General features: G+C 45.3%; 22 protein-coding genes and 16 tRNA genes. 11 read left to right on the top strand and 27 right to left on the bottom strand.

The annotated features are described in order from the left end of the window. The 20 genes from FKN08_RS18840 to lolB all read right to left on the bottom strand — a co-directional run bounded on the left by FKN08_RS18840 (position 1) and on the right by lolB (position 6,390). Positions 1-82, bottom strand: a tRNA-Leu gene (locus tag FKN08_RS18840). A gap of 53 nt (positions 83-135) precedes the next feature. Then, positions 136-210 (bottom strand) — tRNA-Gln (locus tag FKN08_RS18835). Between the two features lie 30 nt (positions 211-240). Beyond that, positions 241-325: transfer RNA gene (locus FKN08_RS18830), tRNA-Leu, on the bottom strand. Between the two features lie 54 nt (positions 326-379). Beyond that, a tRNA-Met gene (locus tag FKN08_RS18825) sits at positions 380-456 on the bottom strand. Positions 457-478: 22 nt separating this feature from the next. Further along, positions 479-563 (bottom strand) — tRNA-Leu (locus tag FKN08_RS18820). 53 nt (positions 564-616) lie between these two features. Then, positions 617-691, bottom strand: a tRNA-Gln gene (locus FKN08_RS18815). Positions 692-721: 30 nt separating this feature from the next. Then, positions 722-806: transfer RNA gene (locus FKN08_RS18810), tRNA-Leu, on the bottom strand. 53 nt (positions 807-859) lie between these two features. Beyond that, positions 860-934: transfer RNA gene (locus FKN08_RS18805), tRNA-Gln, on the bottom strand. A 30-nt stretch (positions 935-964) separates the two neighbouring features. Next, positions 965-1,049: transfer RNA gene (locus tag FKN08_RS18800), tRNA-Leu, on the bottom strand. A 53-nt stretch (positions 1,050-1,102) separates the two neighbouring features. After that, positions 1,103-1,177: transfer RNA gene (locus FKN08_RS18795), tRNA-Gln, on the bottom strand. Positions 1,178-1,207: 30 nt separating this feature from the next. Next, positions 1,208-1,292: transfer RNA gene (locus tag FKN08_RS18790), tRNA-Leu, on the bottom strand. Positions 1,293-1,346: 54 nt separating this feature from the next. Beyond that, positions 1,347-1,423, bottom strand: a tRNA-Met gene (locus tag FKN08_RS18785). A gap of 77 nt (positions 1,424-1,500) precedes the next feature. Then, a tRNA-Gln gene (locus tag FKN08_RS18780) sits at positions 1,501-1,575 on the bottom strand. Positions 1,576-1,607: 32 nt separating this feature from the next. Continuing rightward, a tRNA-Leu gene (locus FKN08_RS18775) sits at positions 1,608-1,692 on the bottom strand. A 40-nt stretch (positions 1,693-1,732) separates the two neighbouring features. After that, a tRNA-Met gene (locus FKN08_RS18770) sits at positions 1,733-1,809 on the bottom strand. Positions 1,810-2,093: 284 nt separating this feature from the next. Next, a complete protein-coding gene (ychF, locus tag FKN08_RS18765) occupies positions 2,094-3,185 on the bottom strand; it encodes a redox-regulated ATPase YchF (RefSeq protein WP_005393178.1) in 1,092 nt (363 codons plus the stop codon). Positions 3,186-3,195: 10 nt separating this feature from the next. Then, entirely contained in the window at positions 3,196-3,786 is a 591-nt protein-coding gene (gene pth / locus FKN08_RS18760) for an aminoacyl-tRNA hydrolase (protein ID WP_005384112.1), read from the bottom strand. 151 nt (positions 3,787-3,937) lie between these two features. Further along, positions 3,938-4,882: a ribose-phosphate pyrophosphokinase gene (locus tag FKN08_RS18755; RefSeq protein ID WP_005393176.1), complete on the bottom strand. Its 945-nt coding sequence runs from the start codon at positions 4,880-4,882 to the stop codon at positions 3,938-3,940. A 27-nt stretch (positions 4,883-4,909) separates the two neighbouring features. Beyond that, entirely contained in the window at positions 4,910-5,782 is an 873-nt protein-coding gene (gene ispE, locus FKN08_RS18750) for a 4-(cytidine 5'-diphospho)-2-C-methyl-D-erythritol kinase (RefSeq protein WP_005393173.1), read from the bottom strand. Further along, complete coding sequence (lolB, locus tag FKN08_RS18745) at positions 5,779-6,390, bottom strand: lipoprotein insertase outer membrane protein LolB (RefSeq protein WP_145532379.1); 612 nt, start codon at positions 6,388-6,390, stop codon at positions 5,779-5,781. The genes ispE and lolB overlap by 4 nt, the downstream gene beginning before the upstream one ends. A 161-nt stretch (positions 6,391-6,551) precedes the next feature. Between lolB and hemA the strand changes: the two genes are divergently transcribed. From hemA to ybaK, 8 genes are all read left to right on the top strand, one after another. Then, a complete protein-coding gene (gene hemA, locus FKN08_RS18740; RefSeq protein WP_005384104.1) occupies positions 6,552-7,808 on the top strand; it encodes a glutamyl-tRNA reductase in 1,257 nt (418 codons plus the stop codon). A 29-nt stretch (positions 7,809-7,837) separates the two neighbouring features. Further along, a complete protein-coding gene (prfA, locus tag FKN08_RS18735) occupies positions 7,838-8,926 on the top strand; it encodes a peptide chain release factor 1 (protein ID WP_006743330.1) in 1,089 nt (362 codons plus the stop codon). A 3-nt stretch (positions 8,927-8,929) separates the two neighbouring features. Then, positions 8,930-9,784 (top strand): peptide chain release factor N(5)-glutamine methyltransferase, encoded by an 855-nt coding sequence (prmC, locus tag FKN08_RS18730; protein WP_047009558.1) that lies wholly within the window; start codon positions 8,930-8,932, stop codon positions 9,782-9,784. Positions 9,785-9,824: 40 nt separating this feature from the next. Continuing rightward, complete coding sequence (locus FKN08_RS18725) at positions 9,825-10,208, top strand: SirB2 family protein (protein WP_005382225.1); 384 nt, start codon at positions 9,825-9,827, stop codon at positions 10,206-10,208. A gap of 6 nt (positions 10,209-10,214) precedes the next feature. Further along, positions 10,215-11,024, top strand: a complete 810-nt coding sequence (locus FKN08_RS18720; protein WP_005384098.1) for a SirB1 family protein — start codon at positions 10,215-10,217, stop codon at positions 11,022-11,024. Positions 11,025-11,077: 53 nt separating this feature from the next. Continuing rightward, complete coding sequence (kdsA, locus tag FKN08_RS18715) at positions 11,078-11,929, top strand: 3-deoxy-8-phosphooctulonate synthase (protein WP_005384095.1); 852 nt, start codon at positions 11,078-11,080, stop codon at positions 11,927-11,929. A gap of 151 nt (positions 11,930-12,080) precedes the next feature. After that, complete coding sequence (ushA, locus tag FKN08_RS18710) at positions 12,081-13,763, top strand: bifunctional UDP-sugar hydrolase/5'-nucleotidase UshA (protein WP_065646847.1); 1,683 nt, start codon at positions 12,081-12,083, stop codon at positions 13,761-13,763. Positions 13,764-13,865: 102 nt separating this feature from the next. After that, positions 13,866-14,339 carry a Cys-tRNA(Pro) deacylase gene (gene ybaK / locus FKN08_RS18705; protein ID WP_053809772.1) on the top strand — a complete coding sequence of 158 codons (474 nt, stop codon included), beginning with the start codon at positions 13,866-13,868 and terminating at the stop codon, positions 14,337-14,339. Positions 14,340-14,403: 64 nt separating this feature from the next. On the opposite strand, the gene rluF is transcribed toward ybaK, so the two are convergent. The 3 genes from rluF to FKN08_RS18690 form a co-directional block, all read right to left on the bottom strand. Beyond that, the gene (rluF, locus tag FKN08_RS18700; RefSeq protein WP_065646846.1) at positions 14,404-15,561 is read right to left on the bottom strand and encodes a 23S rRNA pseudouridine(2604) synthase RluF; all 1,158 of its coding nucleotides are present in this window, start codon (positions 15,559-15,561) and stop codon (positions 14,404-14,406) included. Positions 15,562-15,656: 95 nt separating this feature from the next. After that, positions 15,657-16,238 (bottom strand): DNA endonuclease SmrA, encoded by a 582-nt coding sequence (gene smrA / locus FKN08_RS18695; protein ID WP_005393162.1) that lies wholly within the window; start codon positions 16,236-16,238, stop codon positions 15,657-15,659. 132 nt (positions 16,239-16,370) lie between these two features. Then, a complete protein-coding gene (locus tag FKN08_RS18690; protein WP_005382236.1) occupies positions 16,371-16,511 on the bottom strand; it encodes a DUF3149 domain-containing protein in 141 nt (46 codons plus the stop codon). A gap of 260 nt (positions 16,512-16,771) precedes the next feature. Here FKN08_RS18690 and FKN08_RS18685 point away from each other — a divergent pair. Then, positions 16,772-16,848 (top strand) — tRNA-Pro (locus FKN08_RS18685). A gap of 303 nt (positions 16,849-17,151) precedes the next feature. On the opposite strand, the gene FKN08_RS18680 is transcribed toward FKN08_RS18685, so the two are convergent. Together FKN08_RS18680 and FKN08_RS18675 are read right to left on the bottom strand one after the other, a co-directional pair. Beyond that, a complete protein-coding gene (locus FKN08_RS18680; RefSeq protein ID WP_048626110.1) occupies positions 17,152-17,574 on the bottom strand; it encodes a hypothetical protein in 423 nt (140 codons plus the stop codon). A 127-nt stretch (positions 17,575-17,701) separates the two neighbouring features. Beyond that, positions 17,702-18,574, bottom strand: a complete 873-nt coding sequence (locus FKN08_RS18675) for a TraB/GumN family protein (protein WP_170892684.1) — start codon at positions 18,572-18,574, stop codon at positions 17,702-17,704. 495 nt (positions 18,575-19,069) lie between these two features. On the opposite strand from FKN08_RS18675, the gene FKN08_RS18670 reads away from it, so the two are divergent. Beyond that, positions 19,070-21,721, top strand: a complete 2,652-nt coding sequence (locus FKN08_RS18670; RefSeq protein ID WP_170892683.1) for a beta-N-acetylhexosaminidase — start codon at positions 19,070-19,072, stop codon at positions 21,719-21,721. Between the two features lie 438 nt (positions 21,722-22,159). After that, a complete protein-coding gene (locus FKN08_RS18665) occupies positions 22,160-22,852 on the top strand; it encodes an oligogalacturonate-specific porin KdgM family protein (protein ID WP_005382004.1) in 693 nt (230 codons plus the stop codon). Between the two features lie 55 nt (positions 22,853-22,907). Here the strand turns inward: FKN08_RS18665 and FKN08_RS18660 are convergent, their stop codons facing one another. Next, positions 22,908-23,357, bottom strand: coding sequence for a DUF411 domain-containing protein (locus FKN08_RS18660; RefSeq protein WP_012842060.1), 450 nt, complete (start codon positions 23,355-23,357; stop codon positions 22,908-22,910). 21 nt (positions 23,358-23,378) lie between these two features. After that, a complete protein-coding gene (locus FKN08_RS18655) occupies positions 23,379-26,108 on the bottom strand; it encodes a heavy metal translocating P-type ATPase (protein WP_170892682.1) in 2,730 nt (909 codons plus the stop codon). Positions 26,109-26,190 lie beyond the last annotated feature (82 nt).

The following is a 26,190-nucleotide window of genomic DNA, read 5'->3' as shown; positions in this document are numbered from 1 at the left end:
TGCGGAAGGAGAGACTTGAACTCTCACACCTTGCGGCGCCAGAACCTAAATCTGGTGCGTCTACCAATTCCGCCACTTCCGCAACTTGATCTGTAGATATCAAGATAATTGGTAAAATCTCAATATCGTTGTATATGGCAGGGCTACCTGGATTCGAACCAGGGAATGGCGGCATCAAAAGCCGCTGCCTTACCGCTTGGCGATAGCCCTACATTGCTCTAATAAAAGAGACTTAAATAATGGTGCGGAAGGAGAGACTTGAACTCTCACACCTTGCGGCGCCAGAACCTAAATCTGGTGCGTCTACCAATTCCGCCACTTCCGCAACTTATTCTGTAGTTATCAAGGTAATTGGTAAAAACCTAAATAACGTTGTTTATGGTGGCTACGACGGGATTCGAACCTGTGACCCCATCATTATGAGTGATGTGCTCTAACCAGCTGAGCTACGTAGCCATTTTAAACTTTTGATCAAGAATGGTGCGGAAGGAGAGACTTGAACTCTCACACCTTGCGGCGCCAGAACCTAAATCTGGTGCGTCTACCAATTCCGCCACTTCCGCAACTTGATCTGTAGATATCAAGATAATTGGTAAAATCTCAATATCATTGTATATGGCAGGGCTACCTGGATTCGAACCAGGGAATGGCGGCATCAAAAGCCGCTGCCTTACCGCTTGGCGATAGCCCTATTTTGCTCTAATAAAAGAGACTTAAATAATGGTGCGGAAGGAGAGACTTGAACTCTCACACCTTGCGGCGCCAGAACCTAAATCTGGTGCGTCTACCAATTCCGCCACTTCCGCAACTTATTCTGTAGATATCAAGATAATTGGTAAAATCTCAATATCATTGTATATGGCAGGGCTACCTGGATTCGAACCAGGGAATGGCGGCATCAAAAGCCGCTGCCTTACCGCTTGGCGATAGCCCTACTTTGCTCTAATAAAAGAGACTTTAATAATGGTGCGGAAGGAGAGACTTGAACTCTCACACCTTGCGGCGCCAGAACCTAAATCTGGTGCGTCTACCAATTCCGCCACTTCCGCAACTTAATCTATAGATATCAAGATAATTGGTAAAATCTTAATATCATTGTATGTGGCAGGGCTACCTGGATTCGAACCAGGGAATGGCGGCATCAAAAGCCGCTGCCTTACCGCTTGGCGATAGCCCTACATTGCTCTAATAAAAGAGACTTCAAGAATGGTGCGGAAGGAGAGACTTGAACTCTCACACCTTGCGGCGCCAGAACCTAAATCTGGTGCGTCTACCAATTCCGCCACTTCCGCAACTTATTCTGTAGTTATCAAGGCAATTGGTAAAAACCTAAATAACATTGTTCATGGTGGCTACGACGGGATTCGAACCTGTGACCCCATCATTATGAGTGATGTGCTCTAACCAGCTGAGCTACGTAGCCATCTTTTGGAGCGAGACAATATAAACCTTCACGCTCTCAGTGACAACCCCTTTTATAAAGGAATCTCACTTGAATAATGGCAGGTCTACCTGGATTCGAACCAGGGAATGGCGGCATCAAAAGCCGCTGCCTTACCGCTTGGCGATAGACCTGCAGGCAATAGTCACAATGACTATTTAAAATATGGTGCGGAAGGAGAGACTTGAACTCTCACACCTTGCGGCGCCAGAACCTAAATCTGGTGCGTCTACCAATTCCGCCACTTCCGCATCTATTCCTAATTGCTCTGATAAAAAGAACACTTAGGAATGGTGGCTACGACGGGATTCGAACCTGTGACCCCATCATTATGAGTGATGTGCTCTAACCAGCTGAGCTACGTAGCCAAAACCATATTTTTTGCTCTCAACGCTTTGTTGCCTTGTCGTTGGGAACGGCGCGCATTATGCGAAGTTGAGTGAGATCCGTCAACAGTTTTTTTTAATAAATTTCGGAAAAAACCTCGTTCGCTTCCTTTTTAAACAAAGAGGCGTGTTTATGATCTAAAACTGGAAATAAATTAGCTTGCAGTTAGGTAATTTATTTTTGCTCATTTACTTAAGGTATTAAAAAGGCCAGCTTAGCAGCTGGCTTTTAGTGTAAATGAAGTGTTTAAAACTCATTCATTTAATTAAACATTGAAGCGGAAGTGTACAACATCACCATCTTTTACGATGTAGTCTTTACCTTCTAGACGCCATTTACCTGCGTCTTTTGCGCCATTTTCACCATTGAATTGGATGAAATCGTCGTAACCGACTACTTCTGCACGAATAAAGCCTTTCTCGAAGTCAGTGTGGATCTTACCTGCCGCCTGAGGCGCAGTTGCACCAACAGGGATTGTCCACGCACGTACTTCTTTAACACCTGCCGTGAAGTAGGTGTGTAGAGTTAGTAGCTCGTAACCAGAGCGAATTACACGGTTCAGTCCCGGTTCTTCGATCCCCATATCTGCTAGGAATTCTTCGCGATCTTCATCTTCTAGTTCAGATAGTTCAGATTCGATAGCTGCACATACAGGTACAACGACGTTGTTTTCTTTTTCTGCGAACTCGCGAACCGCATCTAGATATGGGTTATTTTCGAAACCATCTTCGTTTACGTTTGCAATGTACATAGTTGGCTTCAGTGTAAGGAAGTTTAGGTAGCCGATTGCTGCTAACTCTTCTTTAGATAGCTCAACTGTGCGTGCCATGCCGCCTTCAGTTAGTACTGGTAATAGTTTTTCTAGTACGGTTAGTTCAAATTTTGCGTCTTTATCGCCGCCTTTTGCCTTCTTCGCGTTACGTTGAATCGCTCGCTCACAAGAATCAAGGTCAGCCATTGCAAGTTCAAGGTTGATCACTTCGATATCTTCGATAGGTGAAACTTTACCTGAAACATGAACAATGTTTTCGTTTTCAAAACAACGTACAACGTGGCCAATCGCGTCTGTTTCACGGATGTTAGCTAGGAATTTGTTACCTAAACCTTCACCACGTGATGCACCAGCAACAAGACCAGCGATGTCCACGAACTCCATCGTCGTTGGAAGAACTCTCTGTGGGTTAACGATCTTAGCTAGTGCGTCTAGACGTAGATCTGGCACAGGAACCACACCAGTGTTTGGTTCAATGGTACAGAACGGGAAGTTTGCTGCTTCGATACCCGCTTTAGTTAGTGCGTTGAACAGAGTTGATTTACCTACGTTAGGTAGACCAACGATGCCACATTTAAAACCCATGATAGTAACCTTATTCAGCTTTGAACGTGTGGAGGCGATTTTGTGCTTTAGATAGGCCATCCTTAATCAGGATATCTAGACAACGAACAGCCTCATCAGCTGCTGCATCTAAAAGCTCTTGCTCTTTAGCTGGCGCTTTACCTAATACAAAACCCGCCACTTTATCTTTGTGTCCCGGATGACCAATGCCAATGCGAAGACGATAAAAATCTTTGTTATTGCCCAGTTTGCTAATGGTGTCACGCAGACCGTTGTGTCCACCGTGACCCCCACCTTTTTTAAACTTAGCGACACCTGGCGGTAAGTCTAGCTCGTCATGAGCAACCATGATCTCTTCAGGTTTAATTTGATAAAATTTCGCAAGCGCTGCGATCGATTTACCTGATAGATTCATGAAGGTGGTTGGGATAAGCAAACGGAGATCCTGGCCATTGACCATAATGCGTCCTGTTAGACCAAAAAACTTTGGTTCGTTCTTCAGTGTAACGTTGTGAACGCGTGCTAATTCTTCTACAACCCAAGCGCCCGCATTGTGACGAGTTCTGGCGTATTCTGGTCCTGGATTAGCAAGACCAACAAGAAGTTTGATTTGTTGACTCAAGGTTAGGATCTCTCTGGAATCTCAAAAAGCGCAGTATGATAGCACAGAATTCTCACAGTGGGCGACCAAGGGATTTTCTGGTTATCAGTACAAATAAAAAAACACCCCAAAGAGGGGTGCTTTTGAAATCAGTGTAACTGAAATGTTCGGATTAGTTGAACATTGCAGAGATTGACTCTTCGTTGCTGATACGACGAATCGCTTCAGCCAACATGCGAGATAGGCTTAGTGTTGTCACTTTGCCTGTTGCAGCCATCTCTTTAGATAGAGAGATAGAGTCAGTTACGATAACTTGGTCAAGAACTGAGTTCTTGATGTTGTCCGCAGCGTTGCCTGAGAATACAGCGTGAGTAGCGTAAGCGAATACACGCTTAGCACCGCGCTCTTTTAGTGCTTCAGCTGCTTTACATAGTGTGCCACCTGTGTCGATCATGTCATCAACGATCACACAGTCACGACCTTCAACATCACCGATTAGGTTCATTACTTCAGAAACGTTTGCACGTGGACGACGCTTATCTACGATTGCGATGTCGATGTCGCCTAGTGCTTTTGCTGTTGCGCGAGCACGAACAACGCCACCTAGGTCAGGAGATACCACAACAGGGTTATCTAGACCGCGAGCCTGCATATCTTCAAGTAGCACTGGCGTGCCGAAGATGTTGTCTACAGGTACATCGAAGAAGCCTTGAATTTGCTCTGCGTGTAGGTCGATAGTTAGAACGCGGTCAACACCAACGTTAGATAGGAAATCAGCAACAACTTTTGCAGTAATTGGCACACGCGCAGAACGTACACGACGGTCTTGGCGAGCGTAGCCGAAGTAAGGGATAACTGCAGTGATACGGCCTGCTGAAGCACGGCGCATTGCATCAATCATAACAACCAATTCCATTAGGTTGTCGTTAGTCGGTGCACAAGTGGATTGAATGATGAAAACATCGCTACCACGAACATTCTCATTGATTTGAACTGCAACTTCGCCATCAGAAAAGCGAGAAACAGATGCATCACCAAGAGAGATGTAAAGACGATCAGCAATACGTTGGGCTAGTTCAGGTGTTGCGTTACCAGCAAATAGCTTCATATCAGGCACGGTGGAAACCTCGGGTTTGCGTCCAGTTTAAATAGGTCGGTGTGAGGCTGATTGGTATTCAGCCAAAGTCTCTTTTAATGGCGAAATATTGCGCCCTTGAGCGACAAATGCCGAGACTTTATCAGAGAGTTGTGCAAGGATAGTTTCTGCTTCAGATTTGCTCGAAAATTCAGCAAAAACGCAAGATCCTGTCCCCGTCAATCTTGACGGCGCGTATTGTAGCAGCCAAGAAAGTTGCTTATCAACCTCTGGGTAGAGCATTCGTACAATTTTTTCGCAATCGTTTACGCTTGGCGTATTTAAAAGTGTTTCTAGATCTCGTTTTGGGGTGTTTCGCGTTAGATCTGGATGACAAAAAACGTCGACGGTTGCGATAGAAACATTCGGTCTGACGACTAAATACCACTTTTCTTCTGGATAAGCGGGGGAGAGTTTCTCGCCAACACCTTCAGCGAAAGCTGCAAATCCGCGCACAAATACGGGCACGTCTGCGCCCAACTTTAAACCAATTTCAGCCAGTTCATCGTCAGTTAGATTCAGTTGCCACAAGTAGTTCAGTGCCACTAGTGCTGTAGCTGCATTCGATGAGCCCCCACCAATGCCCCCACCCATAGGCAGCACTTTCTGTAGCTCAATATGCGCGCCAAAAGGGCAGTTTGAGTAAGCTTGAAGCGCGGTTGCTGCTTTCCATATTAGGTTGTCTTTTAGCGGAACGCCTTCGATTTCAGGGGAAATGGTGATCTCGCCAGACTCGTTGGCTTTTATGGTCAGTTCATCGCCGTGATCGACGAATTGGAATAAGGTTTGTAACTCGTGGTAGCCATTTTCTGTGCGACCGTTGATGTATAGAAAGAGATTCAATTTCGCTGGTGATGGCCAGCGGGTTGAAAGTTCGATCATTGGGTGATGTTCCATTTTGTGATCACTAGATTTATTTTTACGTCAGCAGTGGTGAGTTTCAGTTTATTTGGCAGTGGTAGAGACTGCTCATGCCATTGAACGTCGCCATACCGTTGATAAGCAATACGCCAATCATTTAAACCAATTTGTTTGTTTAACGCTTGCAGTGTATTGGTTGGGGACAATTGGAATTTGTCGGCATCGGTCGGTAGGCCTAATAGCCAGTCAGGCATGTGTTCAACGGGCATCATTAACCCCGTAAGACGGTAAATTAGCTGGTTTGCACTGCGAGAGGAAAGGACCTGGTCGTCGTAAGTTTCTACTGTGGCACCTTGTGGTGTGATGGTGAGCTTTAATGCCGTTTGACCAAGAATCGTTGTTAAACGTAGTTGACTGAGTGCTGAAGAATGTTTCCAGTAGAAATTTAAATTTTGTCTTTGGTCTGGGCCAATATAACCAAGTTTTCCCGTTGCTTGAAAATCTTGGATGGCCTCGAGTCGTTGCTCATGAGCTTGCCATTCAACGCTGGTAACACTTTCAGGAACGGAGGAACAACCAGCGAGCAGTAAGCTCGACAAGAAAAAAAGAATAAAGGAGCGTAACGTCATGTTTGATGGCTTATTAATCAGTTTCGTCGGGAATCGCTCACAACTATAGCATTGAAAAGTCGCAGTTAGGAAAACAAATCCGGCTTACCCTTTCAATAAATGCGTGCTTACAGTAAAATTCTGGACCTATTTTATAACCTATCCCAGAGATACCACGTTAGATGTCCTTGCTTGCTATTGGAATCAATCACAATACAGCGTCTGTCGACTTGCGAGAGAAGGTGGCGTTTGGTCCGGATAAACTCGGCCCTGCACTCGAGCAACTTAGAGAGCACGAAGCGGTTAACGGCAGTGTGATTGTTTCAACCTGTAACCGAACTGAGTTGTACTGCGATGTTAAGCAAGGAGCGCGAAATAAGTTAATCGATTGGCTTGCTCAGTTTCATCAAGTGAGCCGCGAAGATTTAATGCCGAGTTTGTATGTGCATGAAGAACAAGCCGCAATTAAGCATTTGATGCGCGTATCATGTGGGCTAGATTCTCTGGTGTTGGGTGAGCCTCAAATTTTGGGGCAGGTAAAGCAAGCATTTTCTGACTCGCGAGATCATCAAGCCGTCGATGCTTCAATTGATAAACTGTTTCAAAAGACGTTCTCAGTCGCAAAGCGTGTGAGAACAGAAACAGATATCGGCGGTAATGCTGTGTCCGTGGCTTATGCCGCATGTACATTGGCGAAACATATTTTTGAGTCGTTATCTGATTCAACCGTGCTTTTGGTTGGTGCGGGTGAGACGATTGAACTGGTCGCGAAGCATTTAGCATCCAACGGCTGCACAAAAATGATTGTCGCAAACCGTACCAAAGAGCGCGCGCAAGGCTTAGCGGATCAATTTGGCGCAGAAGTCATCAGTTTAAACGAAATTCCTGAACATTTGGCGAAAGCGGATATCGTGATTAGCTCAACGGCGAGCCCATTGCCTATTATTGGCAAAGGTATGGTCGAAACTGCTCTGAAGCAGCGCCGACATCAACCTATTTTGTTAGTCGATATTGCGGTGCCGCGAGATGTAGAGTCGGAAGTCGGTGAACTGAACGACGCATATTTGTATTCGGTTGATGACTTGCAATCTATCATCGACAGCAACATTGAGCAGCGTAAAGTCGAAGCGATTCAAGCCGAAGCGATTGTTAGTGAAGAAAGCGCTGCGTTTATGACATGGTTGCGTTCACTGCAAGCCGTCGATAGTATTCGCGACTATCGCAAATCAGCCAACGAAATTCGTGAAGAGTTACTGAGCAAAAGTTTGCAATCTTTAGCGGCAGGCGCAGATCCGGAGAAAGTGCTGCGCGAGCTGAGTAATAAACTCACCAACAAACTGATTCACGCTCCAACTCGCGCATTGCAAAGTGCAGCAGAGCAAGGCGAACCAGCAAAATTAACGATTATCCGCCAAACACTTGGCTTGGATGATCTATAACTCACGCTTTTTATTAAGAAAACGACACTATGAAAGCCTCTATTCTGACTAAGCTAGAAACGCTAGTAGAACGTTACGAAGAAGTTCAACATCTTCTTGGTGATCCTGATGTTATTGGAGATCAGGACAAATTCCGTGCTCTATCAAGAGAGTACTCTCAGCTAGAAGAAGTAACCAAGTGCTTCCAAGCTTATCAACAAGCGCAAGAAGATCTTGTCGCCGCTGAAGAGATGGCAAACGAAGACGACGAAGAAATGCGTGAAATGGCGCAAGAAGAAATCAAAGAAGCGAAAGCGACGATTGAGCGTCTTACTGATGAGCTACAGATTCTTCTTCTGCCAAAAGATCCGAACGATGATCGTAACTGTTTTCTAGAAATTCGCGCAGGTGCGGGTGGCGACGAAGCGGGTATTTTCGCGGGTGACTTATTCCGTATGTACAGCAAGTACGCAGAAAAGCGTGGCTGGCGCATCGAAGTGATGTCTTCAAACGAAGCTGAACACGGTGGTTACAAAGAGATGATCGCAAAAGTGAGCGGCGACGGTGCGTACGGCGTACTGAAGTTTGAGTCTGGCGGTCACCGTGTACAGCGTGTTCCTGCAACTGAATCCCAAGGCCGTGTGCATACTTCTGCATGTACCGTAGCGGTGATGGCGGAAATCCCAGAGGCGGATCTGCCAGAAATCAAAGCAGCAGACCTGAAAATCGATACGTTCCGTGCATCTGGCGCGGGTGGTCAGCACGTTAACACCACGGATTCTGCAATCCGTATTACCCACTTACCAACGGGTACGGTGGTAGAGTGTCAGGACGAGCGTTCACAGCACAAGAACAAAGCGAAAGCGATGGCGGTTCTTGCTGCTCGTATCGTTCAAGCGGAAGAAGAGCGTCGTGCCGCAGAAGTGTCTGATACACGTCGTAACCTTCTAGGTTCTGGTGACCGTAGTGACCGTATTCGTACATACAACTACCCACAAGGTCGTGTGTCTGATCACCGCATCAACCTGACCATCTACCGTTTGAACGAAGTGATGGAAGGTGACCTGCAGAGCTTGATTGATCCTGTGATTCAAGAGCACCAAGCAGACCAACTTGCGGCGCTCGCAGAGAACGGCTAATCGATGAGCCAAGTTCAATCGATTGAGCAAGCACTGAAAAGTGCGACGGCGAAACTGGCAGAAGGCGGCAAAGAGTCGCCTTCTCTCGATGCAGCTGTACTCCTCTGCCATGTCCTTGGCAAACCACGAACTTATCTACTGACCTGGCCAGAAAAAGCATTAGAAGTGGAGCAAAAATCTCAGTTTGACGCTCTACTTGAACGACGTTTAGCTGGCGAACCCGTCGCTTATATTATTGGTGAGCGAGAGTTTTGGTCTCTACCGTTCAAAGTTTCTCCCTCTACCTTGATCCCAAGACCGGATACAGAACGTTTGGTCGAAATTGCACTCGATAAGACCTATGAGCAAACAGGACCTATTTTAGATCTTGGAACGGGGACGGGGGCAATTGCTATCGCACTCGCATCTGAAATGCCAAAACGTCAAGTGATGGGCGTAGATCTCAAGCAAGAAGCGAAAGCACTTGCAGAGTACAATGCTGAGCAGCTAAACATCAAAAATGTGACCTTTGCTCAAGGCAGTTGGTTCGAGCCTATTGCAGAGGGTACGAAGTTTGCTTTAATTGTCTCCAATCCGCCGTATATTGATGAAAAAGATCCACATTTATCCCAAGGTGATGTGCGCTTTGAGCCAAAATCTGCATTAGTTGCTAAAGAGAATGGCTTAGCTGATATTCGTCATATCTCGGATCTTGCTCGTCAGTATCTTGAAGTAGGCGGTTGGCTGGCATTCGAACATGGTTATGATCAGGGTGATGCCGTACGTGAGATAATGCGTGGTTTTGGTTACCAACAAGTTGCCACGGAAAAAGATTATGGCGGTAACGACCGAGTAACACTTGGTTGCCTGGCCAGTTAATCATGGAAGTCAGCAAACACTAACTAAAAAGAGAAGAAAAATGTACGTAGCTCTAAAACACATACACTTAGTGACGATTGCGCTCAGCGCGACACTATTATCGATCCGATTCGTGTTAATGATGATGAACTCACCGAAGCGAAATAATCGCTTTTTGAAAGTGTTTCCCCACATCGTTGATACTGCATTGCTAGTGTCAGGTATCGCGCTTATTTTCATTACTGGTTTCATCCCGTTTACTGATGCCGCACCGTGGTTAACAAACAAAATCACCTGCGTACTGGCGTACATTGCACTCGGTTTCTTCTCGTTGAAGCTTGCGAAAAACAACCTACTGAAGATATTTGGCTTTTTCGGCGCATTAGGTTGGTTAGTCATGGCTGCAAACATTGCTGTGTCTAAGAGCCCTACGTTATTTGGATAAGACGTCATGTTAGAGTTTTTTGACGAAGATTTTGACAATATACCGTTGGTGGAAGGTGCGCTTGAGCTAAACAAAGCGATTAACCCAGAAACCAAAGTACATTGGGCGAAACAAGAGTTAGAGCGTCTTTACAAAGATGCAGAAGCCACGCTTGTTCATGAAACCGATGAAGAGCAACGATTTGATGCATTCCTACGACTGTTTTTCCATGAGTGGGGATTCAAAGGCGACGAGCAGGAATACTTTATTTCGGACAACAGCTTTATCGATAAAGTGTTGGAGCGCCGAAAAGGTATTCCCGTGAGCTTAGGTTCGATTTTGTTATACCTAGGCAAAAAGCTGGGTTTCCCGTTGAAGGGAGTCACTTTTCCTACTCAGTTCCTACTAAAAGTCGATTGGATGCATAAAAAGCCAGACTACATTAACCCATTTAATGGTGAGTATGTGGGGGAAAGAATTCTCCAAGCTTGGCTTATTGGGCAAGAAGGACCGTTGGCTCAGTTAAAGCCAGAACACTTTGAAGAAGCTGACAATCCAACCATTATTGGTCGCTGGTTAGCGTTGATCAAAAGCGCGATGTTACGTGAAGAGCACTACACGCTGGCGTTGCGTTGTACGAACCTTGCGTTAACCTTTGTGCCAGATGACCCATACGAGATTCGTGATCGTGGTTTTATCTTCCAACAGCTAGAGTGCCCTCAAGTGGCGGTGTCAGATTTTCAGTACTTTATTGACCAATGCCCTGACGATCCGGCTTCTGAGCTACTAAAATCACAAGTTAATGTGATGAGTGAAACGCACGTCACACTTCACTAATTTTATCGATGTGCCGAACTGTGGCGTATCGTGGACAGAAAAAGAGAATCAAAATGGAACAGAAAATCGTTAATATCGGCGACATTCAGGTTGCTAACGACAAGCCATTCACCCTATTTGCAGGCATGAACGTTCTTGAGTCTCGTGATCTTGCGATGCAGATCTGTGAGCACTACGTAAAAGTAACGGAAAAACTTGGCATTCCTTACGTATTTAAGGCGTCGTTTGACAAAGCAAACCGCAGTTCTGTTCATTCATACCGTGGCCCAGGCCTTGAAGAAGGTATGAAAATCTTCCAAGAGCTAAAAGACACATTTGGTGTGAAGATCATCACTGACGTTCACACTGAAGCGCAAGCTCAACCTGTCGCTGACGTGGTAGACGTTATTCAGCTTCCTGCATTCCTAGCTCGTCAAACTGACCTTGTTGAAGCTATGGCCAAAACAGGTGCGGTTATCAACGTGAAGAAACCTCAATTTATGAGCCCAGGTCAAGTGGGTAACATCGTTGAGAAGTTCGCGGAATGCGGTAACGACAAGATCATCCTATGTGAGCGCGGCTCTTGCCACGGTTACGATAACCTAGTCGTAGACATGCTTGGCTTTGGTGTGATGAAAAATGCGTCGAAAGGCAGCCCAATCATCTTTGACGTGACGCACTCACTACAGATGCGTGATCCGTCAGGTGCGGCGTCTGGCGGTCGTCGTGAGCAGACAGTTGAACTTGCGAAAGCGGGTCTAGCAACAGGCATTGCAGGTCTATTTATCGAGGCGCATCCAAACCCAGATCAAGCACGCTGTGATGGCCCATCTGCACTGCCGCTAGACAAGTTAGAACCGTTCCTAGCGCAAATGAAATCTCTTGATGATCTGATCAAGAGCTTTGCAGATATCGATATCAAGTAAACGCCAGATGACTGGTGATCAAATGCAATAGCCAACCTCGTGTTGGCTATTTTTTTATCAGATGGCGCATCATTCTCAGCTTCTTGCTGTAAAGGCTCTAGGCCGCTGGGAATGTGCATCAGTGACTCCCAATAAGAAAAAAGGTAAATAAATGAAGCAGCGTCTGATTATTAAAACTGCGTTGAGTGTCGCTATTTTGGCCTCGTTAGCTGGGTGTGCTACGCAACCTGCACCAGAATGGAATGCCGATACAACCTATAAATTGACCGTGCTACACACTAACGATCATCACGGTCGTTTTTGGCAAAATCGATACGGCGAGTACGGTATGGCGGCACGTAAAACGTTAATAGATGATTTGCGTGAAGAAATACAAGCAGAGGGGGGCAGTGTGTTACTGCTTTCTGGTGGTGACATCAACACTGGAGTACCTGAGTCTGATTTACAAGATGCCGAGCCAGATTTTAAAGGCATGAGCAAAATTGGTTACGATGCGATGGCGCTAGGTAATCATGAGTTTGATAATCCATTGGATGTGCTTTTCAAGCAGCAAGAGTGGGCAAGTTTTCCGATGTTGTCTGCCAATATTTACGATAAAAACACTGGCAAGCGCCTATTCCAACCGTACGCGATGTTTAACAAACAGGGTATTAAGATTGCAGTAATTGGTCTTACAACCGAAGATACAGCGAAACTTGGCAACCCTGAATTCATTGAACAAATTGACTTCCGTGACCCAAAAGAAGAAGCCAAGAACCTAATTGCTGAGCTGAAAGAAACGGAGTACCCAGACCTTATTTTTGCTGTCACACATATGGGACACTATGAGAATGGCAATAGAGGTATCAATGCACCTGGTGATGTAGCGTTAGCTCGTTATTTGAATGAAGGTGATCTGGATATGATTGTCGGCGGTCACTCACAAGAGCCGGTTTGTATGGAAGGTCCAAACGTCATCAAAAAGAGTTTTAAACCGGGTGATGAATGTCAGCCTGATCAACAAAATGGTGCTTATATTGTTCAGGCACATGAGTGGGGGAAATATGTGGGACGCGCCGATTACGAGTTTCGTAATGGTGAACTCTCGATGGTGAGCTACGATCTGATCCCAGTAAACTTGAAAAAGAAAATTAAAGTTGATGGCCAGTCGCAACGAGTTTTGATCCAAGAAGAGATTGAACAAGACGAAACGATGCTTGAGTTTCTTCGTCCTTATCAAGAAAAAGGTCAGGGCAAGCTAAACGTGAAGATTGCAGAATCTAACGGTAAGCTTGAGGGTGACCGCAGTGTGGTGCGTTACCAGCAAACGAACTTAGGTCGATTGATTGCAACGGCTCACATGGAACGTGCAAAAGCAGATTTCGCCGTAATGAATTCTGGCGGCGTTCGCGATTCGATTGCAGCAGGTGACATTACCTATAAAGATGTGCTGACTGTTCAGCCATTTGGCAATATGGTCTCTTACGTTGATATGACGGGCAAAGAAGTATTGGATTACCTAAATGTCGTTGCAACTAAGCCTGTCGACTCTGGAGCTTACGCGCAGTTTGCGGGTATTGCGATGAGTATCAATAATGGTGAGGTAACCAATGTGTTCATTGGTAATAAGCAACTTCGCTTAGATGGTAATTACCGCTTTACCGTACCGAGCTATAATGCCGCTGGTGGTGATGGTTACCCTGAAATCGACGATCATCCAGGGTATGTAAATACAGGTTTTACCGATGCTGAGGTTTTGAAGGATTATTTAGAAACACACAGCCCTGTTGATGTTAATGAGTATGCCCCTTCAGGTGAAATCACGTATTTAGTTGATACGGCGATTGAGCAGTAACCCAACAGAGAAAAAGCGATTGACTCAAACTCGCTGATATCATTAACTAAAAGCGCAGATCCGATTCAATCTGCGCTTTTTGTTTTTATGAGGAGAATCTTGATGACTCCGGCCATTAATCTTGCGAAAAAGAAAAAAATTCCACACACGATTCATCAGTATGAGCACGACCCTAGAGCCGATAGTTATGGCTTGGAGGCTGCTGAAGTACTGGGGCAGGATCCGAAAACAGTATTTAAAACCTTGCTGTTCTGCTTGAACGGCGAGCCAAAGAACCTTGCGGTTGCGATTATCCCTGTTGATCAAAAGTTGAACCTAAAACTGGCAGCGAAAGCTGCGAAGGGCAAAAAGGCCGATATGGCTGATCCGGAAATCGCGCAAAAGACCACAGGTTATGTTGTTGGTGGGATTAGCCCACTGGGGCAGAAGAAAGCTTTACCTACTTTTTTGCACGAAAGCGCAGCAGAGCAACACACAATCTGTGTGAGTGCTGGTAAACGTGGTTTAGAAATCGAGTTAGCCCCGAGAGATTTGCTGAGCTTAACTCGCGGTCAGTTTGCACCTCTTTGTTTGTAAACTCATGACAAATAAAAAGGACGCTCATGAGCGTCCTTTTTTGATCTTGCCTGTTAGTGAAGCGTTACTTCTTCAGACTCAATGTACCACCGGTGCGTTTAGCTGGTTTGCTTGGCTTCGCGGCATTTGGGTTCATGTAATGCTGCTTAGGCTTACTCGGTGATTGAGGCTTGTTTGCTGAGTGCTTATTGCTCGATGCATCTGGTTTACGGTGCGATTTTCCATGCTCGCCTTGCGGTCTGCTACGTTCACCTTGTGGTTTCACTTTGTAATGTTCTTTAGCTGGACGTCCGCTTTCATCATCACGCTGACGACGCTTTTGTTGACCTTTTTTCGAGTTTGGTGCATGACGGAATTCATCAGCATTGTTACCACGGAAAGTTCTTGTCTTCTGGTTACGACGAGCAGTAGAGTCTTGATTTTCTTCACGGCTATCAAACAGCTTCGCATCAGTCGCTTTACGAATATTACGACCTCTAGAGTCTGTTTTTGATGCCTCTTCTGTACCCACCGAACCATCGCACATAGCAAGAATCTCAGCGACTTCATCGTCAGTTAAGTAACGCCATTTTCCGTTCGGAATACCGTCAAGAGAGATATTCATGATTCGAACACGACGAAGCTTAAAGACTTCGTAACCTAGTGCTTCACACATACGACGGATTTGGCGGTTAAGTCCTTGAGTGAGCACAATACGGAAAGAGAACTTAGTCTCTTTCGTTACCTTACAAGGTAGAGTGACGGTATCGAGAATCTTAACGCCGCTCGACATCTGTTTGAGAAACTCACCTGTAATCGGTTTGTCCACGCGCACAACGTACTCTTTTTCGTGGCTGTTGCCAGCACGGAGGATTTTGTTGACGATATCACCATCGTTGGTCAAAAAAATCAGACCATCAGAGGGTTTATCCAAGCGGCCGATCGGAAAGATACGTTTTTTGTGACCGATAAAATCAACGATGTTTCCAGGTACATCTCGTTCTGTTGTACAGGTGATGCCTGTTGGTTTATTGAGAGCGATATAAATCGGCTTCTCTTTTGCTGCAACTGGCTTACCATCCACACAAACATCATCACCAGGTAGCACTTTTGTTCCCATTTCAGGCTTGTTTCCATTAATGGTGACACGACCTTGTTCAATCAGTCTGTCTGCCTCACGGCGTGAACAAAACCCCGTTTCACTGATGAATTTATTTAATCGTTTAGCGTTGTCTTGTGACATTTTTGTCTCCTAACGTTTCACAACGGCGAATGAAGTTTCCTTCCCGTGAAAGGGAAGGAAGAATAAGGGCGGGCATTCTAGCATTAGGGTGAAATTTAGCCCAACCGTTTTTGGTGACGTTCGCGAGTTTCTAATTTCTTTTCCGCACTTTTTCTCAGTAGAACGTAAACGGCTCCGGTTCCACCGTGAAAGCGTTGCGCACTATGCACGCACTGTACTTCCCTGATTTGTTGTAGCCAGCTGCTAACAAAGCTTTTCATTAGTGCTGGTGGATTTGAGCGTTCTCCTCGGCCGTGGACAATAACGACCGTTCGTATGTCCATTGATAGGCACTGTTTTAAAAACTTTACGACTTCATCACGAGCTTCTTTCAATGTTTTACGATGCAGATCTAGGCGTGCTTGGATTGGATATTTGCCAAGACGAAGCTTGCGGTAAACCCCGTCTTGTACGCCATCACGTTTAAACTCAACAAAGTCCTCTGGTTTCAGCATTTCTGCGTGATCAAGTGACAGGTATTCTGGGTCATCTTCTGTTAGCCAGATTGCCGCTTCTCTCTTGGCGAGCTGCGCTTCGGTTACTTGGTGTACTTTTTTGTGTTCGGCGGTGTCTTGAGTGATCGGCTTTACATCGCCCATCATCTGTTGGAACAGATCAAAATCGTCATCGTGAGACATAGTAGTAATCTCATTAAGAACAGGGAGGAATAATAGGATTATATCAATGAGTGGTGCATTGAGATCAAATAAAAAACCGGAGTAGGCAAGTAACCGACTCCGGTGCAAAGCGTTTCTAGAGCTAAGCGAGATCTAGTGAGGAGATTTGTCGTTCATGATCTTGTATATGAAGAAACCGCCGTAAAATAACATCAGACCAATTGCCCCAAAGATTACTATCATTGACGATAGACCCACTGCATTACCAAATAGGAGATCAAGCCAAAAGTCCATACGTTTCCTCCAAGATGTTCCCGACAGGCATAAAACTAAATGGCAGTGCCTTGTTGCACACTGATCTGGATCAATTATGTTGCTAAGGTTAATAAACTGTATTTTGTTGTGAGTTATCAGTCACATTTTACGTGCTAGTGTTCAGTTATTCATCAAACGAATTAAGACCTAAGGTTTTTTTGTAAAAAGCACTTGCGTCACAGTTCAGAATCCGTAATATACGCATTCGTTGACGGGGACAAGTCCTCAGTTAAACATCTCGGTGAATAGCGCAGTTTGGTAGCGCATCTGGTTTGGGACCAGAGGGTCGGGGGTTCGAATCCCTCTTCACCGACCATATTGAGAAAAAGGCTCTACAGAAATGTAGAGCCTTTTTCGTATTTGGTGATATTTATTTGGAGCCAGAGGGTCGGGGTCTGGAATGCCAGTCCAATTGAATCCCTACTTCACCGACCACTTTTAGAAAGCCTGCTCAATGAGCAGGCTTTCGTCGTTTTTAGCGCTAGTAATTTTAGACTTCAATAGTATCGAGCCAAATGGGTTCACCTGACGTTAGAATATGGCACTTCACCGACACGTATTGAGAGGAGGGCTCTACAGAGATGTAGGGCCTTTTCATTTTTTAGAGCGAGTAAATTTATTACTTGATGTCACACGAGATAGTGCTGATAGGGGTTTCAGAAGTTGTGAAGCAAACATAAGCGGTCTTTGGATGGTTTGGACCAACTTTGATGTAACCTGCTTTTAGTTCGTCTTCATCAAACGTGACAGAGTGAGATTTGCTCGAGCTTCCATCAAAGTAAACAGCTTCAAAGCCTTGATTCATCATATGTGCGACGCGATTTCGGGTATGGTTAGTGGAAAAAGTGATGTTCGCACAACGCATCATTGGTTTTTCGGTAATAAGAAACTGGCCACTCTCTTTATCTAGTACCCCGCCTTTTGCTTCCGGGGTTATATCAATAGCTTGAAAATTTTCTACGTTACATGACGGTTTAGCATAAGCAAGCGATGAAGTGAGCATCATACTGCTCACGCATAGGAATAAAGCTTTAAATTTCATATGAGTTATTATGTATCCACATAGGTTAGAGTCGCTTTAGCAGAGGAGTAAACCATTGTCAGTGATCGTGTTAGCGTGATGCCTTGCTATTCATCATTGATGAGGCTGGCTGCCTTCAAATAAATTTCTAAATATGGCACCTAGCTTGGCGGGTTTTACCGAGTGGTTTTATGTCAAAGCCCCTTTTTTTAAGCAGCTCAATCAGATTATCTTTACCAACTAAATGCAAACTGCCGACAACAACGGTATAGCGACCCGAACGTTGAGGTAGGACACTGCCAGTATCAAGCTTTTTTGCCCAATCTCGATTGCGCTCATATAAGAAAGCCTGATTAAAATCTTCTGTTGCTTGATCGGTTAATGATGCCTCAACCAACATGCTACCATCACCGCTCTTCCAGCTTTCTATCAAACACTGAACCAATTCTTCCCCACCGTCATATTCTTCAATTGACGAGAGGAGCATCTCTTTACCGCCTTCTGATTGACCTACTATTAAATCAATTTGGAATTGCACGGACTCCAGTGGAATGACCGGGATTTGTTTTTTATCAGCGAGTCCTATTAAGTGCATGTCGACCCCTTTATCAGAGACATACCCCAGTTTGTTGACTAAAGCGAGTTGGATGGTTAATGCAGCCGTCCATGGTGGAGAATTTAAAAGTTGAGTTTCAGGCAACCCTAAATCTTGTGCTATCTCGACTAAGTGGCGACGTTGAGCCTTATCTAAAACATCTTTAGAAAGGATGGTTGTTTGTGGGTAAACCAAGCCTTCAGAGTTTCTGACATCTGCTTCGATAATCAACCCAGCGCTTTGGCTTAAGTGCTGAGTAATAGTTTTAGGGAGTGGGTACATCGTTTTATCGCCCACATGGACAGAGCCAATGATCATCAGCTCGGTTTCCCCTTTTTTTGCTAACCAATGTTGCGGCTCTGCATAAGAAGAAAAGGGAGCAAAGGCAACAAGTAGGGATGATATGAGTGTCAAGAGACGAAACATAGAATGGTCCTCAGGTATGATACCTTTAAACTTTATACGCAAAAATGCTTGAGGTTAAGTGCAATTTCTCTAGTGGGGATATTCGACAAAATCGTCATTTCTAAAAATATTGACGAGTTTTGACGATGAATAAATGAGAGTCACTTCACGAAAGATAAATAGGTCATTCGCTTACTAATGGTTCACAAAATAATTAGGCGTGATCCAAATCTTACAAAATCAGTCGTAACTCATGAATATTAGTGACCTAGATCGCAGCAAACTCGTCAAAACAAGTTGTTCGATTTTGACGTGGCTTGTAACTTCATGAAAGTTAAGTTTTTATGGTTTTTGCTGAGTATCATTTTTTGAACTAGATCACTTCCTATTTCTATTTATTTTACGCTTAGAAATAACTGGTTGTATGTTGAATGCAACTGTTAGGCCCCTCGCATTTGAGGAGCCGCGATTTTTATCATTGTCGTTTTGAACCACTGACTTTTTTGGGGAAGTAAGATGTTTAAACCTAGTCTGATTGCTGTTTCTGTTATCACCACATTAGCAGGTTGCTCTGCTCTGCAAAGCTCTGAGCAACAAGCTGTAAATTCACTGGCTAATAACCTTGATATTCAATACCAAGTGTTGACTAACCACGGTGCAAACGAAGGTCTTGCTTGTCAGGATTTAGGAGCTGAGTGGGCTTCTTGTAACAAGGTGAACATGACGCTAGTTAACCAAGGTGAAGCGGTTAACTCTAAAGATTGGGCTATCTACTTCCACAGCATTCGTCTGATTTTGGATGTAGATAATGATCAGTTCAAAATTTCTCGTGTAACGGGTGACCTACACAAACTGGAACCAACAGATAAGTTTGATGGCTTTGCGGCGGGCGAAGAAGTGGTACTTCCACTAATTGGCGAATACTGGCAGTTATTTGAAACCGACTTTATGCCAGGCGCTTTCGTGGCTGCACCAAACGCAGAACCTAAGATGATCGCTTCTCTTAACACAGAAGACGTTGCATCTTTCGTGACTGGCCTTGAAGGTAACAACCTAAAACGTACGCCAGATGACAACAACGTATTTGCAAACGCTGTGTCTCGTTTCGAGAAGAACGAAGACCTAGCAAAACAAGACGTATCAACCACGTTACTACCAACGCCAATGTCTGTTGAGGCAGGCAAAGGTACAGTAGATATCGCGGCGGGTATTGCGCTGCCTAAAGACGCATTCGATGCGACTCAATACGCAGCAATTCAAGATCGTGCAGAAGTGGTAGGTGTGGACGTTCGTGGTGATCTTCCTGTAAGCATCACTGTTGTTCCTGCAGACTTCACTGGTGAATTAGCAAAATCTGGTGCTTACGAGATGAGCATCAAAGGCGATGGTATTGCGATTAAAGCGTTTGACCAAGCAGGTGCTTTCTACGCAGTGCAATCTATCTTTGGCCTGGTAGATAGCCAAAATGCTGATTCTCTACCACAACTGTCTATTCAAGATGCACCTCGCTTTGATTACCGTGGTGTGATGGTGGATGTAGCTCGTAACTTCCACTCTAAAGACGCCATTCTTGCAACGCTAGACCAAATGGCAGCGTACAAGATGAACAAACTTCACCTTCACCTAACCGATGATGAAGGCTGGCGTTTAGAAATCCCAGGCCTACCTGAGTTGACAGAGGTTGGCGCTAATCGTTGTTTCGATACAAAAGAGAAAAGCTGCGTACTGCCTCAGCTTGGGTCCGGTCCAACGACAGACAACTTTGGCTCTGGCTACTTCAGTAAAACAGACTACGTGGAAATCTTGAAATACGCGAAAGCGCGTAACATTGAAGTCATTCCCGAAATCGATATGCCAGCACACGCGCGTGCAGCGGTAGTATCAATGGAAGCACGTTACGACCGCCTGATGGAAGAAGGTAAGGAAGCTGAAGCGAACGAATACCGCCTGATGGATCCTCAAGATACTTCTAATGTCACTACGGTTCAGTTCTACGATAAGCAAAGCTTTATCAACCCGTGTATGGAATCTTCCACTCGCTTCGTAGATAAAGTAATTTCAGAAGTGGCAGCAATGCACGCTGAAGCTGGGGCACCGCTAACGACATGGCACTTTGGTGGTGACGAGGCGAAGAACATCAAGCTAGGTGCTGGTTTCCAAGACGTTAACGCAGAAGACAAAGTAAGCTGGAAAGGCACGATTGACCTGTCGAAACAAGACAAGCCATTCGCGCAATCTCCACAGTGTCAGGCGTTAATCGCAGAAGGCACAGTGAGCGATTTTGCTCACCTACCGAGTCATTTTGCACAAGAAGTATCAAAATTAGTTGCTGAGAAAGGCATTCCAAGCTTCCAAGCATGGCAAGATGGTTTGAAATACAGCGAAGGTGAGAAAGCATTCGCAACAGAAAATACGCGTGTTAACTTCTGGGACGTTCTTTACTGGGGTGGTACATCATCAGTGTACGAGTGGTCTGAGAAAGGTTACGACGTGATCGTTTCTAACCCTGACTATGTGTACATGGACATGCCATACGAAGTTGATCCGAAAGAGCGTGGTTACTACTGGGCAACACGTGCAACCGATACGCGTAAGATGTTTGGCTTTGCACCAGAGAACATGCCTCAGAACGCAGAAACCTCTGTAGACCGCGATGGCAACGGCTTTACTGGTAAAGGTGAAATCGAAGCGAAACCTTTCTACGGTCTATCAGCACAGCTTTGGTCTGAGACAGTACGTAACGATGAGCAATACGAGTACATGGTATTTCCTCGCGTACTCGCAGCCGCAGAGCGTGCATGGCACCGTGCAGATTGGGAGAATGACTACAAAGTCGGTGTTGAGTACTCGCAAAACTCTAACCTAGTTGATAAAGCATCGCTAAACCAAGACTACAACCGCTTTGCGAACGTACTTGGCCAACGTGAACTGGCTAAGCTAGAAAAATCTGGTATCGACTACCGCCTTCCAATTCCTGGTGCGAAAGTAGAAAACGGCAAGCTAGCTATGAACGTTCAGTTCCCTGGCGTTGAACTGCAATACTCGTTAGACGGTCAAAACTGGCTGACTTACGCAGACAATGCTCGTCCAAGTGTGAAAGGAGAAGTGTTTATCCGCTCTGTATCGGCGACAGGGGAAAGAGTAAGCCGCGTAACTAGTGTGGAATAACCTTAACCTTCTCAGCTAAATTTAAGCAAACCCTCAATATCATGTTGAGGGTTTCTTTATTTTTAGGGGAAATTAAGTGTGACCAATGTCTAATTATTTTTCATTGATAAATAAGTTTTAGCTTGTAATGGTCAGGGTTATTGTGAACTGGATCGACTTAATCTGCTAAATATCAATAAATTACCTGTTTATGATCACACTTCTATTTTTTGAATCATTATAGAAAAATACAGTAAGTGCCTGTATTTACCATACTTTTATCAGGGTTGTTGAGCATCGGTTTGAACAAGATCACTTTTTAAAATGTTTTATTTTCCATCGCGAATTAATTGGAACAATATTGCGATCGCCAAGGAGGCACATTCCAAAGTTTGCGATAAAAGGGAAGAGAAGCCCTTTAACACCGTCGCATAACGTGAATAAATAAAGGCAGTAATTATGAAAAACATTTTTGCACTGAGTGCTCTTTCTCTCGCTTTCGCTTCTAGCGCTTTTGCTGGTTCTTCTTACGTAACAGGTAACGTTCAATTCCACGATGATGGTCGAATCCATGGTTCGGACGTTACGTCTACACTGGAAGCTGGTCATACTTTTGATAACCAATTCGGCGGCTTTACGGTTTACACCGAATTTGATGGTATTCAGTTGGGTAAACTGGAAACAGAAAACGGTGGCGCGGGTAACACAACACCAGCAATCACTGTGGGTGGTGAGCAGTCATTTAACATTACCGATCATTTATGGGTTGCAGCGGGTTACCAACACTTGTTCTCTGCTGGCGAGAACGTACAGTACCGTCCATTGGTTAAGATCGGTTACAACTTCGATAACGGTATCTCGCTAAGTAACCGTACTCGTGCGCATATTGATGCGACAGATGCAGATGCGGATACAGATTACCGCATGGATAACCGTATTGGTTACGTGATGAATGAAGATGTGACGCTAAGCTACAATAACGTCTACATGATTGAAGCGGAAACGATGGACCACGAACTTCGCGCAACGTGGACACGTAAAGGTGTTCAGCCTTACTTTGAGTTCCGTAGCCAAGCACACGGTGCAGAAAACGCAAGTGGTGATAGCCTAGTTAACAATGCGTTTGTATTTGGTGCCTCTTACGGCTTCTAATCTAATATCTGTCCATTAAGAAAAAGCCCAGCAATTGATTTGCTGGGCTTTCTAGTTATTTGTCGTTGCCTTCGTGGTGGCTATATTCGAACACTTGGCCTTTTTCGTTAAAGGCGTAAACAGTGTAGCTGTCTTTTTTATCGCCATACTCCATACCAGGGGAACCCATTGGCATGCCCGGTACCGAGAGCCCTTTTGCGTTACGTGGTGGATTTTCTAAGAATGCTTTAATGTCTTCGGCTGGAATGTGACCTTCGAACACATAGCCGTTGATTTCTGCTGTGTGGCAAGAGTAAAGCTGTTCGTTCTTGATGCCTAGATCGCGTTTTATGGCGTTCATGTCATCGTGCAATTTCTCTTCGACCGTAAATCCGTTCTCTTCCATGTGTTTTGTCCATTCACCACAGCAGCCGCAGTATGGCGATTTGTGGTTAATGACATCAGCTGCCAATACGTTGGCGGATGCGGTCGCAAGCATTGCAAAGGTCAATAATTTCAACTTCATAATAGCCTCAAATATAAGTGGTTATTTTACTGAAAAAAGTCGTAGTCGATTTGCATTACTAACGACAGTAATAGATGACAGCGCCATTGCCGCACCTGCGACAACTGGGCTGAGCAAAAATCCAAATGCAGGATAAAGTACGCCTGCGGCAACAGGGATCCCCAGTGAGTTATAAACGAAGGCACCAAATAGGTTTTGCTTCATGTTTTTAAGTGTAGCGCGCGACAGTTCAATCGCATGTACCACCGCCATTGGTGACGTGTTCAGGATGGTCATTTGCGAACTTTCAATGGCGACATCACTGCCACTACCCATTGCAATACCAAGGTTGGCTAACGCGAGAGCAGGGGCGTCGTTAATGCCATCCCCCACCATTGCCACGACATGGCCTTGGGATTGAAGTTGCTCAATGTGCTGAGCTTTCTCATCTGGCATTACTTGAGCGATTACTTCATCAATACCAAGTTCTTGACCGATAGCGTTGGCTACGTGTTGGTTGTCACCCGTCAGCATTACCGTTTTGATGCCTTGCGATTTTAATGCAGAGAGCGCTTGTTTTGCATCCGATTTGATTGGGTCAGCAATGGCGATCAGGCCGACTAACTCACCATCGAGCGCAACGGCAACCGGAGTCCATGCATTCTGAGCGCATTCGTCAATTGCATCCTGAAGAGCCTCTGTTGCAACGTTTTCCGCTTGCATAAATTGAAGCGAGCCAATAAGCAGCGGTTTACCTTGATACGTTGCCAAAATGCCGCGTCCGCGAACGTTTTCAAATTTATCGAGAGTCACTTCTTGTGTGTCGTGCTGATTAGCAAAGTCGCATACCGCTTTTGCTAGTGGGTGCTCTGACTGACGCTCGGCGGCGTACGCTAACCCCAACAGCTCTTCTTGGCTGGTGGTGTGAGTAAACACTTGCTGCACACTTGGTTTACCTTGGGTAAGCGTGCCTGTTTTATCGAACACAACCGTATCTATTTTACTCGCTAGCTGCAGGGCATCAGCATCTTTGATCAAAATGCCGAGTTCTGCGGCTTTACCCACTCCCACCGTAACAGAAAGTGGGGTTGCTAAGCCTAGAGCACAAGGGCAGGCGATGATAAGTACGGTTGTGGTGACCACCAGCATATAGCTCGCTTTTGGCTCTGGGCCAACGGCAAACCAAACAAGCGCGGCCAGTATTGCTATGCCTACAACGACAGGGACAAACACCGATGAAATCTGGTCTGCCAATTTAGCGATGGCGGGCTTGCTGCTCTGAGCGCTGCGCACCATACGAATAATACGTGCGAGCATCGTATTTGCGCCGATTCCGGTAGCCTCTATAGTGAGAGAGCCGTCGGTATTCAATGTCCCTGCGGATACATGTGCCTCTTGTGCTTTTAATACAGGAACGGGCTCACCTGTTAGCATGGACTCATCGATATACGATTCACCATTGATTACCGTACCGTCGACGGGCACTTTCTCTCCCGGCTTGATACGTAACTTCATTCCTAAAGTGATTTCTTCTACCGCGATTTGTTTATCACCTTGCTCAGTGATGACGGTCGCTTGTTGAGGCTGTAAGTTCACCAAAGCCTGAAGCGAGCGCGTTGTGTTTGCTTTCGCTTTGGCTTCTATATAGTGGCCAAGTGAAATCAAACCAATGATCATCGCGCTGGCTTCGAAGTAAACATGACGAGATGCCATTGGGAACCAATCTGGGAAAATTACCACAAGCATAGAATAGAACCACGCTGCGCCAGTACCAAGCGCAACTAAGGTATCCATCGTGGCGCGCTTGTGAGTGGCCGCTAACCAAGCGTTACTAAAGAACTGTTTTCCGGCAGTGGCAAGCAGCAGCAAACACACAATACCGATCGCGCCCCAAACCAATTGGTCATTGGTGTTGCGAATCATCATGTTGCCACCAGCAACACCCCAAATCATCAAAGGGGCACCCACAACAAGGCCGGCAATTGCATCCAACTTAAAGCGTTTTTTCTGTTGACGTTGTTGCTGCGCTTGCTTTTCTTGCTGTGTCGTGGCGTCTTGTAAAACCTCGCCTTGGTAACCCGCTTGTTTGACAGATTGCAAAATAGATTGATGTAACGAATCTGAGTCTTCAGTCACAAACACCAGTGCGCTTTGTTCTGCGAGGTTTACCTGAGCTTTTTCAACCCCTTGTACATTAGTCAGGGCTTTTTCTACTGATGCGACACAGCTTGCACAGGTCATACCTTGAATCAACATCTGTAGCTGAGCCGTGCCTGCTGGTTGCTCGTCAGGCGCTGCTTGGTCGCCTTTTTCGCTTTGATATGTCTGGCTTTGGCGTTGATCGGGAGTGATTGCCTTGTGCTCTTCAGCAACTGAGTTATCAGTAACAGCGCTATTGTTGGCCGTATAGCCCAAGCTGGCAACTAGCTCAATGACTTGTTGCTCGGAGAGTAGGGTACGAATCTCTAAGTGCGTTGTTGAAGCCTCGAAAGAAATAACGTCTTGATGAGAGTCTAATAAAGACGAGAGTTTTTTCACGCAGCCGCCACAGCTTAAGCCTGAAAGGTTTAACTCGTACTGATTTCCTGCTTGGTAACCAAGAGATTCAATTGATGAGACAAGCTCTTTGAGAGAGGACTCGGTTTTGACCTCGACTTGCGTTGGGGACAAAGTGAGGATCTCTACATCGTGATTCGCATGTAAAGCCTTCTCAACTTTTCTCGCACAGCCCATGCAGTTGAGCCCTGATAAAGGTATAACAAACTGATACATAATCTGCACCTCAATAATAGTGATACATTGAGCTTAAACCTTCCTGCAAGGGTAAGGTCAATCCCCTTTTTTGCTCTCAACA

The sequence above is a fragment of the Vibrio sp. 1-2 (7-a) genome (genome assembly GCF_013048515.1).
Lineage (GTDB): Bacteria > Pseudomonadota > Gammaproteobacteria > Enterobacterales > Vibrionaceae > Vibrio > Vibrio diabolicus.
This window is presented reverse-complemented; position numbering and strand designations above follow the sequence as displayed.

Coding starts and splice junctions, on each gene's coding strand:
- ychF (WP_005393178.1), bottom strand. CDS start 3,185: ATGGGTTTTAAATGTGGCATCGTTGGTCTACCTAACGTAGGTAAATCA.
- ispE (WP_005393173.1), bottom strand. CDS start 5,782: ATGATCGAACTTTCAACCCGCTGGCCATCACCAGCGAAATTGAATCTC.
- lolB (WP_145532379.1), bottom strand. CDS start 6,390: ATGACGTTACGCTCCTTTATTCTTTTTTTCTTGTCGAGCTTACTGCTC.
- hemA (WP_005384104.1), top strand. CDS start 6,552: ATGTCCTTGCTTGCTATTGGAATCAATCACAATACAGCGTCTGTCGAC.
- prfA (WP_006743330.1), top strand. CDS start 7,838: ATGAAAGCCTCTATTCTGACTAAGCTAGAAACGCTAGTAGAACGTTAC.
- prmC (WP_047009558.1), top strand. CDS start 8,930: ATGAGCCAAGTTCAATCGATTGAGCAAGCACTGAAAAGTGCGACGGCG.
- FKN08_RS18725 (WP_005382225.1), top strand. CDS start 9,825: ATGTACGTAGCTCTAAAACACATACACTTAGTGACGATTGCGCTCAGC.
- FKN08_RS18720 (WP_005384098.1), top strand. CDS start 10,215: ATGTTAGAGTTTTTTGACGAAGATTTTGACAATATACCGTTGGTGGAA.
- kdsA (WP_005384095.1), top strand. CDS start 11,078: ATGGAACAGAAAATCGTTAATATCGGCGACATTCAGGTTGCTAACGAC.
- ushA (WP_065646847.1), top strand. CDS start 12,081: ATGAAGCAGCGTCTGATTATTAAAACTGCGTTGAGTGTCGCTATTTTG.
- ybaK (WP_053809772.1), top strand. CDS start 13,866: ATGACTCCGGCCATTAATCTTGCGAAAAAGAAAAAAATTCCACACACG.
- rluF (WP_065646846.1), bottom strand. CDS start 15,561: ATGTCACAAGACAACGCTAAACGATTAAATAAATTCATCAGTGAAACG.
- smrA (WP_005393162.1), bottom strand. CDS start 16,238: ATGTCTCACGATGACGATTTTGATCTGTTCCAACAGATGATGGGCGAT.
- FKN08_RS18690 (WP_005382236.1), bottom strand. CDS start 16,511: ATGGACTTTTGGCTTGATCTCCTATTTGGTAATGCAGTGGGTCTATCG.
- FKN08_RS18680 (WP_048626110.1), bottom strand. CDS start 17,574: ATGAAATTTAAAGCTTTATTCCTATGCGTGAGCAGTATGATGCTCACT.
- FKN08_RS18675 (WP_170892684.1), bottom strand. CDS start 18,574: ATGTTTCGTCTCTTGACACTCATATCATCCCTACTTGTTGCCTTTGCT.
- FKN08_RS18670 (WP_170892683.1), top strand. CDS start 19,070: ATGTTTAAACCTAGTCTGATTGCTGTTTCTGTTATCACCACATTAGCA.
- FKN08_RS18665 (WP_005382004.1), top strand. CDS start 22,160: ATGAAAAACATTTTTGCACTGAGTGCTCTTTCTCTCGCTTTCGCTTCT.
- FKN08_RS18660 (WP_012842060.1), bottom strand. CDS start 23,357: ATGAAGTTGAAATTATTGACCTTTGCAATGCTTGCGACCGCATCCGCC.
- FKN08_RS18655 (WP_170892682.1), bottom strand. CDS start 26,108: ATGTATCAGTTTGTTATACCTTTATCAGGGCTCAACTGCATGGGCTGT.